The sequence below is a fragment of the Pantoea graminicola genome (genome assembly GCF_048452665.1).
Taxonomy (GTDB): Bacteria; Pseudomonadota; Gammaproteobacteria; order Enterobacterales; family Enterobacteriaceae; genus Pantoea.
In genome coordinates, this window is sequence record NZ_JBLWSJ010000008.1 from 1 (window position 1) to 15,650 (window position 15,650).

At 57.6% G+C, this 15,650-nt stretch carries 15 protein-coding genes; 3 read left to right on the top strand and 12 right to left on the bottom strand.

The features are described from left to right. Positions 1-76: 76 nt before the first annotated feature. Genes hemG through pepQ form a run of 4 tightly spaced genes read right to left on the bottom strand, consistent with a single transcriptional unit; the run spans position 77 to position 4,059 of the window. A complete protein-coding gene (gene hemG / locus ACNY69_RS17035; protein WP_111139734.1) occupies positions 77-610 on the bottom strand; it encodes a menaquinone-dependent protoporphyrinogen IX dehydrogenase in 534 nt (177 codons plus the stop codon). A gap of 17 nt (positions 611-627) precedes the next feature. Continuing rightward, positions 628-2,079, bottom strand: coding sequence for a Trk system potassium transporter TrkH (gene trkH, locus ACNY69_RS17040; RefSeq protein WP_111139735.1), 1,452 nt, complete (start codon positions 2,077-2,079; stop codon positions 628-630). A 29-nt stretch (positions 2,080-2,108) separates the two neighbouring features. Continuing rightward, positions 2,109-2,726 (bottom strand): IMPACT family protein, encoded by a 618-nt coding sequence (locus ACNY69_RS17045; RefSeq protein ID WP_293774115.1) that lies wholly within the window; start codon positions 2,724-2,726, stop codon positions 2,109-2,111. A 1-nt stretch (position 2,727) separates the two neighbouring features. Next, positions 2,728-4,059, bottom strand: a complete 1,332-nt coding sequence (pepQ, locus tag ACNY69_RS17050; protein ID WP_418799288.1) for a Xaa-Pro dipeptidase — start codon at positions 4,057-4,059, stop codon at positions 2,728-2,730. Between the two features lie 186 nt (positions 4,060-4,245). On the opposite strand from pepQ, the gene fadB reads away from it, so the two are divergent. Next, the gene (gene fadB, locus ACNY69_RS17055; RefSeq protein ID WP_418799290.1) at positions 4,246-6,429 is read left to right on the top strand and encodes a fatty acid oxidation complex subunit alpha FadB; all 2,184 of its coding nucleotides are present in this window, start codon (positions 4,246-4,248) and stop codon (positions 6,427-6,429) included. 10 nt (positions 6,430-6,439) lie between these two features. Next, entirely contained in the window at positions 6,440-7,603 is a 1,164-nt protein-coding gene (gene fadA / locus ACNY69_RS17060; RefSeq protein ID WP_418799292.1) for an acetyl-CoA C-acyltransferase FadA, read from the top strand. Between the two features lie 79 nt (positions 7,604-7,682). Here the strand turns inward: fadA and fre are convergent, their stop codons facing one another. Then, entirely contained in the window at positions 7,683-8,384 is a 702-nt protein-coding gene (gene fre / locus ACNY69_RS17065; protein ID WP_111139740.1) for an NAD(P)H-flavin reductase, read from the bottom strand. A gap of 41 nt (positions 8,385-8,425) precedes the next feature. After that, a complete protein-coding gene (ubiD, locus tag ACNY69_RS17070) occupies positions 8,426-9,910 on the bottom strand; it encodes a 4-hydroxy-3-polyprenylbenzoate decarboxylase (protein ID WP_111139741.1) in 1,485 nt (494 codons plus the stop codon). A gap of 269 nt (positions 9,911-10,179) precedes the next feature. Here ubiD and rfaH point away from each other — a divergent pair, with 269 nt between their 5' ends. Beyond that, on the top strand, positions 10,180-10,668 hold the full coding sequence (gene rfaH, locus ACNY69_RS17075) for a transcription/translation regulatory transformer protein RfaH (protein ID WP_418799294.1): 489 nt from the start codon (positions 10,180-10,182) through the stop codon (positions 10,666-10,668). Here the strand turns inward: rfaH and tatD are convergent. From tatD to ubiJ, 6 genes are all read right to left on the bottom strand, one after another. Further along, positions 10,665-11,447, bottom strand: coding sequence for a 3'-5' ssDNA/RNA exonuclease TatD (gene tatD, locus ACNY69_RS17080; RefSeq protein WP_418799296.1), 783 nt, complete (start codon positions 11,445-11,447; stop codon positions 10,665-10,667). The two genes, rfaH and tatD, sit on opposite strands and share 4 nt — an antisense overlap. Before the next feature lie 90 nt (positions 11,448-11,537). Further along, positions 11,538-12,296, bottom strand: a complete 759-nt coding sequence (gene tatC / locus ACNY69_RS17085) for a Sec-independent protein translocase subunit TatC (protein WP_111139744.1) — start codon at positions 12,294-12,296, stop codon at positions 11,538-11,540. Further along, the gene (gene tatB / locus ACNY69_RS17090) at positions 12,296-13,039 is read right to left on the bottom strand and encodes a Sec-independent protein translocase protein TatB (RefSeq protein WP_418799298.1); all 744 of its coding nucleotides are present in this window, start codon (positions 13,037-13,039) and stop codon (positions 12,296-12,298) included. Before tatB ends, tatC begins: the two co-directional genes overlap by 1 nt. Before the next feature lie 3 nt (positions 13,040-13,042). Then, positions 13,043-13,297 (bottom strand): Sec-independent protein translocase subunit TatA, encoded by a 255-nt coding sequence (tatA, locus tag ACNY69_RS17095; RefSeq protein WP_111139746.1) that lies wholly within the window; start codon positions 13,295-13,297, stop codon positions 13,043-13,045. A gap of 109 nt (positions 13,298-13,406) precedes the next feature. Beyond that, positions 13,407-15,044, bottom strand: a complete 1,638-nt coding sequence (gene ubiB, locus ACNY69_RS17100) for a ubiquinone biosynthesis regulatory protein kinase UbiB (RefSeq protein WP_111139747.1) — start codon at positions 15,042-15,044, stop codon at positions 13,407-13,409. Then, entirely contained in the window at positions 15,041-15,646 is a 606-nt protein-coding gene (gene ubiJ / locus ACNY69_RS17105; protein WP_418799300.1) for a ubiquinone biosynthesis protein UbiJ, read from the bottom strand. The genes ubiB and ubiJ overlap by 4 nt, the downstream gene beginning before the upstream one ends. Positions 15,647-15,650: the final 4 nt, after the last annotated feature.

The window sequence follows — 15,650 nt, forward strand, 5'->3', positions numbered from 1 at the left end:
GTTCGTGCGGCCTGACAAGCGTTTATTGCAAAAAGATTACCGTTCGAGGTAATTTTCATCAAATCGCGTTATTTCGCTACGATTTGCCTGGTAACTGTGCAAATTCCTGAGCAAAAGCACGGACCTGCGCCCAGTCTGTGTACTCGACTTCTTTCGTTGAATCGGTTTCTCCACCGGTCATCCGCATAATTAATTGAATCATAACCCGATCAAACCAGCGATAACGCGGATAGTAGAGCGCCCCTGCGAACACGGCGCAGCAATCGGGCTGCCACGGTGAAGCCGCCAGAAACTTCCGGGTATAGGCATTCGTCTCGGGAGAACGTTTCTCCGGTTTACGCGCCGTCAGGTTCACCGAGAAGAATCCGCTGGTACGCTGCTGAAGCGCCTGAAGATGTTGCTTCACAAATGTGTCGACGACCGGCTGAAAATGACCGTAGCGGATGGAGGCGCCGATCAGCACGCGATCGTAGTCTGCCCATACAGGCTGAGGTGCATCCTGAATGTTCATCAGGTCACAGGGTTGCTGCGGACGGATCGCTTCAGCAAGCGAAGCGGCAATCTTCTGCGTTTGTCCGTCACGGGTCGAATAGAGAATCAGCGCTTTCATATCAGCATCCTTATTAATTATTCACGCCAGAATGTCGGCGTGAACAGCACCAGCAAGGTGAATACCTCGAGGCGTCCGAATAACATAGTCGAGATCAATATCCATTTCGCTACGTCATTCATTGAAGTGAAGTTATCGGCGACCACGCCTAAGCCTGGCCCAAGGTTGTTCAGGGTGGCGGCAACAGCGGCGAAAGCCGAGAAGTCATCTACGCCCGTGGCGATGATGGCCAGCATACTGACCAGGAACACCAGCGCATACGCCGAGAAGAATCCCCACACGGCTTCAAGGATGCGTTCCGGCAGCGCACGATTGCCCAGCTTAATGGTGTAAACCGCATTCGGGTGAACCAGACGTTTAAGCTCACGGTTGCCCTGCTTGCACAGCAGCAGGATGCGGATCACCTTCAGGCCACCGCCGGTAGAGCCGGCACATCCGCCGATAAAGGCAGAGCACAACAGCAGAACCGGCAGGAACAGCGGCCAGCGTGAGATGCTGTCGGTAGTGAACCCCGCCGTCGTGGCCATCGAAACCACCTGGAAAAAGGCCTGGTTCAGCGTTTGCCAGCCATCCGAGTAAACATGATGGAACCAGAGCACCAGCGTGCAGATCAGCACCAGCGTCAGCTGCACGCCAATGAACATGCGGAACTCAGGGTCGCGCCAGTAGACGCGCGGATTGCGTCCGCTGAACATGGCAAAGTGCAGGCCGTAGTTACAGCCGGAGATCAGCAGAAACACCGCCACGATAGTGTTGATGGTGCCACTGTTAAAATAGCCGATGCTGGCATCGTGGGTTGAGAAACCGCCGATAGCGATGGTCGAGAAACTGTGACCGATGGCATCGAACGCTGGCATGCCCGCCAGCCACAACGCCAGCGCACAGGCTACGGTCAGCAGGACGTAGATCAGCCAGAGTGTTTTGGCTGTCTCGGCAATACGTGGCCGCATCTTGTTATCTTTTAATGGCCCCGGCATCTCAGCACGATAGAGCTGCATGCCGCCGACCCCCAGAATTGGCAGGATCGCCACGGCTAACACGATGATCCCCATCCCGCCCAGCCACTGCAGCATCTGCCGATAGAAGAGGATCGCTTTAGGCAGCGAGTCCAGCCCCACCAGCGTCGTGGCACCGGTGGTCGTCAGACCGGAGAAAGATTCAAAGAAGGCGTCCGTCACCGAAAGGTGCGGCTGCTCGGCAAAGATAAAGGGCATCGCCCCCACGCTGCCCAGCACCGTCCAGAACAGCACGACGATCAGAAACCCTTCCCGCGGCTTGAGCTCGGTTTTCTTTTTGCGGTTCGGCCACCACAGCAGCGAGCCAATCACCAGCGCCATCATAAAGGTCTGGCTAAACGCCCGTCCTGCACCATCGCGATAAATCAAGGCGACCAGGCCAGGCAAAATCATCGTCACTGAAAAGAGGATCACCAGCAGACCGACTATGCGGGTAATGGCGCGAAAGTGCATTCAGCCGTTCCTTTAAAAAAAGATGAAGATCAGGGTGTGAGCGGGACAAGCGATAACGCTCCCCGACTAAAGTCTGACAGATTTTTTTTGAATCCGTCGATCTGCCCGTAAGGCACGGCCAGTGTCAACGCGATACGATCCTGAAAGTCGCTCTCCGTCACCTTAGCGCCGAAACGCTGTACCAGCCGTTCGATATCACTCAGCTGCGGATAGTCACATTGAAGAGTGAAGAACTTCATTGGCACTTTGCGCTGTCGTGGCAACTGCTTAAGGCCCTGCTGGACACCGCCGCCATACGCTTTCACCAGGCCGCCGGTTCCCAGCATAATGCCGCCGTAATAGCGCACCACCACAGCGGTAATCTCGCCAATACCGGCGCCCATCAGTTGCGCCAGCATCGGTTTTCCCGCCGTGCCCGACGGCTCACCATCATCGGAAAAGCCGAGCTGCTGAGAATCATCCGGCGCGCCCGCCACCCAGGCCCAGCAGTGATGCCGGGCGGCAGGATGCTCGCTTTTCACCTGCTGAACAAAAGCACGCGCCGCCTCTGCTCCCTCGGTGTGCGCCAGCAGCGTAATGAAGCGACTCTTCTTGATCGTCTCTTCACTGCTGCTCACGGGCACAGCGGGAATATCAAAAGCCTCCATATCAGGCCAGATGCAGATCGCGGGTCATGTTCTCAACGCGATGCGCATGGATCACCACGTTATCCTCGATACGAATGCCGCCATAAGGCTGCAGCGCATCGATCGCCTGCCAGTTGAAGTGCTGACTGAAACGTCCTTCGCGCAGCGGTGCCAGTAGCGAGTCAATAATATAGAAGCCCGGCTCGATGGTTAAGACCATGCCCGGCTGCAGCACACGCGTGCAGCGAAGATAAGGATACTGCGCGGGCGCCGCCAGGTGAGTGCCCTGCTCATCCTGCATGAAACCGGCCACATCGTGTACCTGCAGACCCAGAGGATGCCCCAGACCGTGCGGCATAAACGGCCCGGTCAGATCCTCAGCCACCAGCGCCTCTTCACTTATTCCCCGGACCAGCTCGAACTTCAGCAACATCTTCGCAATACGATGGTGCATCTGGAGGTGATAATCGGTGTAACGTACGCCCGGTTTCAGCGTGGCGATCAGGGCCAGCTCTTCAGCATTCATCGCCTCCACCATTCTGGCATAGAGCGAACTGCTCTGGGCGGCATAGCTGCGGGTCAGATCGGCGGCATAGCCCAGATACTCGGCGCCGGCATCAATCAGAAAGCTGTGACGTTTCGCGGGCGGCTGATGGTCCAGTCGGGTGTAGTGCAGCACCGCAGCGTGTTCATTCAGCGCAATGATATTGCCGTAGGGCACGTCGGTGTCGCGGTGGCCGGTCGCGGTCAGGTAAGCCTGATTGATGTCGAACTCGCTTAAGCCCGCCGAAAAGGCCTCTTTCGCTGCACGATGGCCCGCAACCGCCAGCTTCTGCGCCTGGCGCATACAGGCCAGCTCATAATCTGTTTTGATGCTGCGGTGGAAGTGCAGGAAGTCGATAACCGCTTTGGGGTTGATATTGTCTGAGGCGATGCCGAGCTGGGTGGCACGCGCGCTGACCGGCCCGATATAGGCGACGTTATCGCGCTTAGCAGGCAGCAGCTGCCCAATCTCCTCTGCATTTTTCAGACCGACAACGTCAACATCTTTCGTCCAGAAGCTATCCGGCAGCGGCTCCACGTTATGCCAGTAATCCACCGGCGAGTAGAACCAGAGTTTCGGTTTGTTTACGCCGTCGATCCATAACCAGCAGTTGGGAACCTGCGTCACCGGAACCCAGGCTTTAAACTGGGGATTCACCTTAAAGGGATAGGTGTGATCATCCAGAAACACCGTCAACAATTCACCGGAATGGATCAACATGGCATCCAGTTTATTGCGTGCCAGCACCTGCTGCGCCCGTTGTTGCAACGTGGCGATATGCGCGTGATACAAGGTCTTCAGTGAATCCATTGACGTCTCTCCAGTGTCGCGAAATGGCCGCAGTTTAGCATACCCCTTGCACAGATGACGAAGTCGACGCAGCTGTGATCTTGTTAGCAAATAAGCAAAGAGCGGTTTGCAAAAAATTAACATCACTCCCACACTCACGATCATCTGGTATGACCAGATCACCTTTCGCGGTTTCAGGAGACGCACATGCTCTACCAAGGCGCTAACCTTACTCTTCACTGGCTGGACGATGGCATCGCCGAGCTGGTTTTTGACGCTACCGGCTCGGTCAACAAGCTTGATACGCAGACTGTCGCCAGTCTGGGCGAGGCGATCGCCGTGCTGGAACAGCAGCCCGATCTGCGCGGCCTGCTGCTGAGCTCCGCTAAACCCGCCTTTATTGTCGGCGCGGACATCACCGAGTTTCTCTCGCTGTTTGATGCCCCGACCGAAAAGCTGAGCCAGTGGCTGAGCTACGCCAACAGCATCTTCAATCGTCTGGAAGATCTTCCGGTGCCGACCCTGTGTGCCATTGACGGCTATGCGCTGGGCGGTGGCTGTGAATGCGTGCTGGCCACCGATCTGCGTATCGCTACTGAGGACGCCCGCATCGGTCTGCCGGAGACAAAACTCGGCATCATGCCCGGCTTTGGCGGCAGCGTCAGGTTGCCGCGCCTGCTGGGGGCTGACAGCGCACTGGAGATCATCGCCGCCGGCAAAGATGTCGACGGGGCCGCAGCCCTTAAGCTCGGTCTGGTCGATGCGGTGGTTGCCCGCGACAAACTGCGCGAGGCGGGCATCACCATGCTCAAAGCCGCGGCCAGCGATGGCAGCTGGCGGGCGCGCCGTGCGCCAAAACTGGCCCCGTTAAAACTCAGCCCGATCGAGGCGGCCATGAGTTTTACGATTGCCAAAGCCATGGTGATGCAGACTGCCGGTAAGCACTATCCCGCTCCGCTGATGGCAGTCAAAACCATCGAAGCGGCGGCCACGCTGGGCCGCGATGATGCACTGAAGCTTGAAAACGCCGCGTTTGTGCCGCTGGCGCAGTCTGATGAGGCGCGTGCTCTGGTCGGCATCTTTCTCAACGATCAATACGTTAAAGGCCTGGCGAAAAAGCGTGCCGCCGAAAGCGGTGCGCCTGCTCAGGCGGCGGTACTGGGCGCAGGCATCATGGGGGGCGGCATCAGCTACCAGTCTGCGTGGAAAGGCGTGCCGGTCAGAATGAAAGACATTAATCCGCAGGCGTTGACCCTGGGGATGAACGAAGCCAGCAAGTTGCTCAATAAGCTGCTGGCGCGCGGTAAAATCGATGGTAATAAACTCGCCAGCGTGATCGCCACCATCCAGCCCACCCTGAGCTACGCCGGTTTTGAACAGGCCGACGTGGTGGTTGAGGCGGTGGTAGAGAACCCGCAGGTCAAAGCCAGGGTGCTGGCTGAAACCGAACAGCATCTGCGCGAGGATGCGATTCTCGCCTCCAATACTTCGACGATTCCGATCAGCCAGCTGGCTCAGGCGCTGCAGCGCCCGGAAAATTTCTGTGGCATGCACTTCTTTAATCCGGTGCCGCGTATGCCGCTGGTTGAAGTGGTGCGCGGCGAGAAAACCAGTGAAGCGACCCTGAGTAAAGTGGTGGCCTGGGCCAGTAAGATGGGGAAAACCCCGATTGTGGTCAATGACTGCCCCGGCTTCTTCGTTAACCGCGTGCTGTTCCCCTACTTCGCCGCGTTCAGCCTGCTGCTGCGCGACGGCGCCGACTTCCGCCAGATCGATAAGGTGATGGAAAAACAGTTTGGCTGGCCGATGGGCCCCTCCTGGCTGCTGGATGTGGTCGGTATTGATACCGCGCATCACGCGCAAAGCGTGATGGCAGAGGGTTTCCCGGATCGTATGAAGCATGACTACCGCGATGCGATCGACCTGCTGTTTGAAGCCGGGCGCTTTGGCCAGAAAAATGGCAAAGGCTTCTGGCGCTGGGAAGATGACAAAAAGGGCAAGCTGAAGAAAGTGCCGGATGCAGAGGTGGATACGCTGCTGCTGCAGGTCTGCCAGCCCGCACGGGTCTTCAGCGATGAAGAGATCCTGAACCGCATGATGCTGCCGATGCTGAATGAGGTCGTGCGCTGCCTGGAAGAGAAGATTATCGCTTCGCCTGCTGAAGCCGATATGGCGCTGGTTTACGGTCTCGGCTTCCCGCCTTTCCGTGGCGGAGCTTTCCGCTACCTCGACACGCTGGGCAACAGTAACGTCGTCGATCAGGCACGGCGCTACAGCGCGCTCGGTGGCCTGTACACCCTGCCCGCGCTCCTGGTCCAGAAAGCCCATCAGCATGAAAACTGGTATCCCGCTGCCAAACCGATTGACGAAGCTGCGCTGAAAAGCGCCTGAGGGCATAAAAATGGAAAATGTGGTGATTGTTGATGCGGTACGCACCCCGATGGGCCGCTCAAAAGGCGGCGCCTTTCGTCATGTGCGTGCTGAAGATCTCTCTGCGCATCTGATGCGCGAAATCCTGAGCCGCAACCCGGCGGTGGATCCGGCATCGCTGGACGATATCGTCTGGGGCTGCGTTCAGCAGACGCTGGAACAGGGATTTAATATCGCGCGTAATGCCGCGCTGCTGGCCGAAATACTCCATTCGGTGCCCGCTACGACCGTTAACCGCTTATGTGGCTCCTCCATGCAGGCGCTGCACGATGCGGCCCGCGCCATTATGGTCGGTGATGCGCAGTGCTGCCTGATTGGTGGCGTGGAGCATATGGGGCATGTGCCGATGAATCACGGCGTCGATTTTCATCCTGGCCTGGGTCGCACCGTGGCGAAAGCGGCGGGCATGATGGGCTTAACCGCCGAAATGCTGGCGCGTATGCATCACATCAGTCGTGAGCAGCAGGATGCGTTTGCCCTGCGCTCCCATCAGCGAGCCTGGCAGGCGACACAGCGCGGGGACTTTGCAAACGAGATTGTCGCGACCTATGGCCATGACAGCGACGGCATCCTTAAACGCTATACGTTCGATGAGGTGATCCGCGAGGAGACCAGTGCCGAAGGCCTTGCCGCACTGAAACCGGCATTTGATCCGGTCAATGGCACCGTCACGGCCGGCACCTCGTCCGCGCTGTCAGATGGCGCGGCCGCGATGCTGGTAATGAGCGAATCACGTGCCCGGGAATGGGGGCTGACGCCACGCGCCCGCATCCGCAGCATGGCGGTGACAGGCTGCGATCCGTCGATCATGGGCTACGGTCCGGTACCGGCAAGCAAGCTGGCACTGAAACGGGCAGGACTGAGCATCAGCGATATTGATATCTTTGAGCTGAACGAAGCTTTTGCCGCGCAGACACTGCCCTGCATCAAAGATCTGGGTTTGCTGGAGATGATGGATGAGAAGGTCAATCTGAACGGCGGCGCGATCGCGCTGGGCCATCCGCTCGGCTGCTCCGGCGCACGTATCAGTACGACGCTGCTGAATATTATGGAACGACGGGATGCCCGCTTTGGTCTGGCCACGATGTGTATCGGGCTGGGTCAGGGGATCGCTACCGTATTCGAACGTCTGTAATACGTTGAGTCTTACTTTGTCAGATTTACCCGCCGTTACCGGCGGGTTTTTTCTCGCTGCGGCAGGCCGCTACCGGCCATCAGATAAAGGCAAACGCATCGCCATACATCTGTGACTCCACGGCACCACGTTCGGCACAGAAGCGATCGCGGGCAATCTTCGCCATCTCAAAGCGGCCGGCAATGTAGATCTCATGCTCACTCAGCGTGCTGAAGTCCTGCATCACTGCCGTCAGGACCGTACCTGAACGACCCTGCCAGCCCGCTTCCGGCTGCTCGACCACCGGAATCACCTTCAGGTTAGGATGCTTCACCGCCAGCGCGTCCAGCTCTTCCAGATCGTACAGATGCTTAAGCTCACGTCCGCCCCAGTAAATGGCGATATCGCGTTCAGGCTGTTCCGCCAGCGCCGTCAGCAGAATCGAGCGGGCATAGGAGAAACCGGTGCCACCGGCGATCAGAATCAGCGGCTTGCGGCTCTCTTCACGCAGCCAGGCATCGCCGTGCGGGATATCTACCGTGATCTGTCGATCGTTGCGGATCCGATCCATTACGGCCATGGCGTAGAGATTGAGATCGGAGGCACCGATGTGCAGCTCAATGATCTCTTTTTCCATCGGCGTGGAGGCCAGTGAGAAGGGACGCTTGTCACGCTCATCCATCACTACCATCAGATACTGCCCCGCGCGAAAGGTGAATTCCGCTTCCGGGATCAGGCGAACGCGATAGACCGTGTCGGTAATCGCCTCAACCGAAGTTACTTTACAGCTTAACGTTGTCATGCGTTCCCTCTGTCGGGTCGTCTTTATGGTTGTGCTCGCCATCAACGCTGTGGCGGCTGATCAAAAATACCTAGCTCATCCCAGATAGCATCAATGCGCGCGGTCACCGCAGGATCCTTGACGATGGGTGTGCCCCATTCGCGCTGCGTTTCACCCGGCCACTTATTGGTTGCATCCATTCCCATCTTCGACCCCAGTCCGGAGACGGGTGAAGCGAAATCGAGATAATCGATCGGGGTATTTTCCACTAATACCGTATCGCGGGCCGGATCCATTCGCGTCGTAATCGCCCAGATCACATCGTTCCAGTCACGCGCATTAACATCATCGTCACACACAATAACAAATTTGGTGTACATGAACTGCCGTAAAAATGACCAGACGCCAAACATGACACGTTTGGCGTGTCCGGCGTACTGCTTTTTAATGGTGACGACGGCCAGCCGGTATGAGCATCCTTCCGGCGGCAGATAGAAGTCCACGATCTCCGGGAACTGCTTCACCAGAATCGGCACCAGCACTTCATTCAGCGCCACACCCAGCACCGCAGGCTCATCCGGCGGCCGACCGGTGTAGGTGGAGTGATAGATAGCCTGACGACGCTGAGTAATATGCGTGACGGTAAAGACCGGGAAGCTATCCACTTCATTGTAGTAGCCAGTGTGGTCGCCGTAAGGGCCTTCAGGGGCCATATCCCCCGCTTCGATATACCCTTCGAGCACAATCTCCGCGCTGGCGGGCACTTCGAGGTTGTTCGACAGACACTTCACCACTTCGGTTTTGTTACCGCGCAGCAGACCGGCAAAGGCATATTCCGACAGGGTATCCGGTACCGGCGTCACGGCACCAAGGATAGTGGCGGGATCAGCACCCAGCGCCACAGACACCGGAAAACGCTCGCCCGGATGCGCTTTTGTCCACTCCAGATAATCCAGCGCGCCGCCACGGTGCGACAGCCAGCGCATAATCAGCCGGTTTTTGCCTATCACCTGCTGGCGATAGATGCCGAGATTCTGCCGCTCTTTGTGCGGTCCGCGCGTCACGGTCAGACCCCAGGTAATCAGCGGAGCCGCATCGCCCGGCCAGCACCGCATCACCGGGATACGCGTCAGATCGACCTCATCGCCGCTGAACACCACCTCCTGACAGGGGGCATTACGCAGCCGTTTGGTCGGCATATTCAGCACCTGCTTAAACTGCGGCATCTTGTCGAACAGATCGCGGAAACCTCTTGGCGGTTCCGGCTCTTTCAGAAAGGCCAGCAGCTTACCCACTTCGCGCAGGGCGCTGACATCCTCCTGGCCCATGCCCATGGCCACGCGCTTTGGCGTGCCAAACAGGTTGCACAGCACCGGCATGTCATACCCTTTGGGGTTTTCAAACAGCAGAGCGGGGCCACCGGCACGCAGGGTGCGGTCGGCAATTTCAGTCATCTCCAGTTCGGGATCGATCGACTGGGTAATGCGCTTTAGCTCACCACGCTGTTCGAGCAGCGCGAGAAAGTCTCTTAAATCGTGATATTTCATGCGGCTTTAACTTTCCGGCCAGAGTGAATCGGCCATTATAGGTCTGATTAGGCGGATATGCTGAGGTTTATACGACAGCCGCCGTGATGGTTATCGAGTCTGATACAGAGCGGTAGCAGACGTCAATTTTCCGTCGCGGTTTCTGCCATGATCCGGCAGGTTAAGAAAAGTCTCAGTTTATTTTCACCAGGGGACGCTTTACGCTGCCCCTGCGCTATAACTCTGGCAGCAGGTTTGCTATTCTTAGCGTCCATTCGATGGGAGCAGTTATGGAATCCTGGTACTTACTCTATTGCAAACGTGGACAGCTATTACGCGCGAAGGAGCATCTGGAGCGGCAGGAAGTGCATTGCCTGAGTCCGATGATCGCTCTGGAAAAGATCGTGCGCGGTAAACGCACCACCGTGAGTGAGCCTCTGTTTCCTAATTACCTGTTTATCGAGTTCGATCCCGAAGCGATTCACACGACGACGATCAGCAGCACGCGCGGCGTCAGCCACTTTGTGCGCTTCGGCACCGCGCCTGCCACGGTGCCGACGGCCGTGATCGAAGCGCTGGAAACCGACGTCCCGCAAATCCTGCTCGACCCGGAAACCCCTCAAAGCGGCGATGAAGTGGTGATCACAGAAGGTACGTTTGAGGGGCTGCGCGCCATCTTTGCTGAACCGGATGGTGAAACGCGCTCAATTCTGCTGCTCAATCTGCTGAACAAGCAGGTGATGCGCAGCGTCGATAACAAGCAGTTCCGTAAAGTTTAAGCCAGTCTGAACAGCGTCCGCGCATTCTGATCGACACGGACCGCCAGCGCCTCAGCACTCTCGCCACGCCAGGTTGCTACCTGATTCACAATATGCGGTAAAAAGCAGGGCTCGTTGCGGCGCGAGGTCGGACGCGGACGCATATCGCGCGGCAGCAGATAGGGCGCATCCGTCTCCAGCAGCAGACGGTCGGTCGGGATCAGCGGCAGCAGCTCACGCAGTTCCAGCCCCCGTCGTTCGTCGCATACCCAGCCCGTAATCCCTACCGATAAGCCCATCGCCAGACAGGCTTCCAGCTCATCGCGCGTGCCGGTAAAGCAGTGGATCACCGCGCCAGGCAGTTTTGGCAGCCAGGGGGCCAGGACTGCGGCAAAACGCGCATGGGCTTCGCGGCAGTGCAGAAACACCGGCATATTGAGTTCGGCCGCCAGCGCCAGCTGCGCGTCAAACGCATACTCCTGCTGCTCATGCGCGGAGAGGTTGCGGTTGAAATCGAGTCCGCACTCACCGATAGCCACTACTTCCGGTTTTTCCGCCAGACGACGCAGGGTACTGGCGATTTCCGCAGACCACTCGCTGGCGTGATGCGGGTGAACGCCCGCGGTGGACCAGCAGAAACCCGGTTGATCTTCAGCCAGCCGCTGCGCCTGCTGGCTCTCCAGCGCGTTGGTGCCGGTAATCAGCATCCCGGTGACGCCCGCATCACGCGCGCGTTTAACCACCTTTTGCCGATCGGCGGCGAATTGCGTGCTGGTCAGGTTTACACCGATATCAAACATAATTTTTCCCACAGTTTATAAAACAAAAAACCGCCCATCAGGGCGGTTTGCAGCGATCGCTTCCCGCCAGGGCGGGTAAGAGTGTCAGCGTCAGGAGTCGGTGTTCTCTTCCTCATCCTGCAAGCGGCGGCCTTTACCCACGTAGTAACGGGAAAAGAATACGCCGACTTCAAACAGGCAGTACATCGGAATAGCGAGCAAAGTTTGGGAAAAAACGTCCGGCGGTGTGAGCAACATCCCAACCACAAACGCGCCCACCAGAATATAGGGACGTTTCTTTTTCAAATCTTCCGGGCTGGTAATGCCAGTCCAGCAGAGCAGCACGATCGCCACCGGCACCTCAAACGCCACACCAAAGGCCATAAACAGCGTCATGACAAAATCGAGATACTTGGCGATATCTGTCGCGACGGTGACGCCAATCGGCGCGGTCTTGGTGAAGAAGCCAAATGCCAGCGGGAAGACCACGAAATAGGCAAAGGCCACACCGAAGTAGAACAGAAAGGTGCTGGAAAACAGCAGCGGCATCACCAGCCGGCGTTCATGCCGGTATAGCGCCGGGGCGACAAAGGCCCAGACCTGATAGAGGATCACCGGCACCGCAAGAAACACCGACACAATGATGGTCAGCTTAATCGGGGTAAAAAAAGGCGAAGCCACATCGGTCGCAATCATGCTGGAGCCGACCGGCATCTGGCTGATTAACGGGGCCGCAATCAGCTGATAGATGTCGTTGGCGAAGAAAACCAGCACCAGAAAAATGGCTAAGACGGCGATGATGCAGTTCAGTAATCGCTTACGCAGCTCAATCAGATGACTGATGAGCGGTTGGGTATCTTCAACGGCCATTATCGTTCATCACCTGCAGAAGAGGAGGGTGCGGCAGGACGCCCGGCATCAGCCGTTCTGACCACATCGCCAGCGGGCGCCTGCGCGGGTGCGCTGGCCGTACCGGAAGAGGCAGCAGAGCCGTGCGCAGCCGGATCGGAGGAAGCCGCAGCCGGTGCCTGCGCGGGTGCGCTGGCTGCACCGGAAGGGGCAGCAGAGCCGTGCGCAGCCGGATCGGAGGACGCCGCAGCCGGTGCCTGCGCGGGTGCGCTGGCTGCACCGGAAGGGGCAGCAGAGCCGTGCACAGCCGGATCGGCGGACACCGCAGCGGGTGCCTGCGCGGGTGCGCTGGCCTGCTGTTCTGCCGTCGCCGGAGTTGCCGCAGGCTCAGCGGCCGGCGGTGGCGTGGCGTTGTGCCGGGCAGAATGGATGGTGTTAGCCTCGTCTTCCTCTTTTTCAATGTCGATGCTCTGACTGACCGAGCGCTTCATTGAATCCGCGGTTTTACGCAGCTCTTCCATCGACTCTTTCAGCTCAGGGGAGAGAGTGCCGCGGCTCGCCTCTTCCACCTTTTTCAGGCTGTCCTGCAGCTCCTGCAGCTTCAGCTCCTGCGCCAGTTCATGTTGTACATTGGCTGCCAGCGAACGAATCGCCCGGATCCAGCCGACCACGGTTTTCACCGCAACCGGTAAACGTTGCGGGCCGAGAACAATCAGCCCGATAACGAACACCAAAACCAGTTCACTAAAACCAATATCGAACACGGTTTACACCTGCTTGTCGTTCTTGGCTTCTTCTTTGTTAGCCGACGTGGGCTGTTTGTCCGCCAGCGTTTTCGCCGCGAAGTCAGCGTCCTGATCTTTCGGTTGATCCTTTTTGTCATCTTCATCGCTCATGGCTTTTTTGAAACCACGAATCGACGAACCTAAATCTGACCCCAGATTACGTAACTTGTTGGTACCGAACAGAAGTACAACAATCACGGCAATGATTAACAATTGCCAGATACTGATACCGCCCATGAGATAGCCTCTGATGTTCTATGAAAATGATGAGGTAATGCACCACAGCGAGCCCTTCTTAGCCGGGCCTGAACCAGCGACATTACCTTTTTTTAGCCAGACGTGACAATCAGTTTGTCTTACGCCAGCCGATAACCCAGGAGACGATTCCCGCCGCCATCAGCACCGCCGGAAAGAAGTCCCAGTCCGGCCTGGCGAGCAGAACCGCTGTTCCGCTTAACAGCAGTGTGGCTCCGACACCAAACAGGTAACGCGCCTGATGATGACGGACGCGCTGCACATTCAGATCGCCCACTAATTTATCGACGCTGTGGCGCAGAAGTTTGTGCTGACGCATGCTGTCGTAAAAGAGTTCGGGCAGCTCGGGTAACTTTTCAGCCCAGAATGGCGCTTTCTCTTTAACCGCCCGCACCAGCGCGGAGAGTCCCACCTGATCCTTGATCCACTCCTCCAGGAATGGCTTCGCCGTCTTCCACAGGTCAAGCTGGGGATAGAGCTGACGGCCAATGCCTTCCACGTAGAGCAGCGTTTTCTGCAGCAGCACCAGCTGCGGCTGCACTTCCATATTAAAGCGACGGGCCGTGTTAAACAGGTTCAGCAGCACATGCCCGAAGGAGATTTCAGCCAGCGGCTTTTCAAAAATCGGTTCACAGACGGTGCGAATCGCAAATTCGAAATCTTCCACGTTGGTATCAGGCGGCACCCAGCCGGAATCCACATGCAGCTCCGCTACCTTGCGATAGTCGCGGTTGAAGAAGGCGATAAAGTTTTCCGCCAGATAGCGCTTATCTTCCTTGTTCAGCGACCCCACAATCCCGCAGTCGATACCGATATATTGCGGGTCTTCAGGATGTTCATAGCTGACAAAAATGTTGCCCGGATGCATGTCGGCATGGAAGAAACTGTCGCGGAAAACCTGGGTGAAGAAGACCTGCACGCCACGTTCCGCCAGCAGCTTCATGTTGACGCCATGTCGCTCCAGGGTCGCCACATCAGAAATCGGGATCCCGTAGATGCGCTCCATGACCATCATGGTTTCGCTGCAGTAGTCGGAATAGACTTCCGGCACATAGAGCATGCGGCTGTCTTCGAAGTTCCGGCGCAGCTGAATCGCGTTGGCGGCTTCACGCAGCAGGTTCAGCTCATCCAGCAGGGTTTTCTCATAGTCGCGCACCACCTCGACCGGACGCAGACGACGGCCATCCGGCAGCAGACGCGGCACCCAGCGAGCCAGACGATAGATCAGCTTCATGTCCGCTTTGATCACCGGCAGAATGTCTGGGCGGATCACTTTGATCACCACGGCCTTACCGTTCGATTTGAGCGTGGCGGTGTGCACCTGCGCGATAGAGGCTGACGCCAGCGGTTTGATGTCAAAATCGTCAAACCAGGTTTCAATCGGCGCACCCATAGAGGCTTCAATCTGTGCTTTGGCTTTGACGCCATCAAAGGGCGCGACACGGTCCTGCAGGATGGCAAGCTGATCGGCGATCAGCGGCGGGAAGAGATCCCGGCGGGTTGACAGCATCTGGCCAAACTTGATCCAGACCGGACCCAGTTGCTCCATTGCCATGCGCATACGGGCACCGACCGGTTCATGCTGATGCAGGTTAGGGATCCAGAAAACAGAGCGACGCCACAGGCGGAACAGGAAAGTAAGGCGTGTCTGAGGGATCAGTTCATCAAGGCCATAGGTCAGAAACACCTTCATGATCAGATATAAGCGGCGGATCTCTCCAAAACTCATTTTGCCTCCAGCTGCGCCAGACGCGCATCAAGCGCCTCAAGCGAACGTTCCATCGCATCGACCTCCTCAGAAAACCAGGCTAACTCCAGCGAGCCAGGCGCAACACGCCACTCTTCCGTGATGGCCTGTCCGAGATAATCCTGGCGACGCTGCACTTCACCTCTGAAAAAGCGCAAAGCCTGTTGTGAGCGCTGACTGATGCCCTGCGCAGCGATATCGCCGACCCAGGGCGCCAGATATTCTGCCGGATCCAGCTCCGCCAGATCCATCAGCGCAGAGAACTGCTGCACGACCTGCAGGTCGCCGTCGACCTGCAGCTCACCGCTGCGGATCAGCGGCGTCAGCTGCTGGCGATCGCGCAGCTTCGGCAGGGTTTTTAGCGACGTGATCACCGTGCAGTCGCTGCGATCCTGCCAGTCAGCCAGCACATCGAGCTGCTGTTCACTGAACACCAGCACCAGCGGATGAGAGAACTCTTTCAGGCGCAGCGTCAGTACTCTGCCATTCAGGCGTTGCCGCGCTGATCTCAGGCCGCGATCGCGATAAAGAATACGGTTCAGCGCCGTTTCCAGGCCTGCAGTAATCAAGGGCGTCAGGTTCATGACC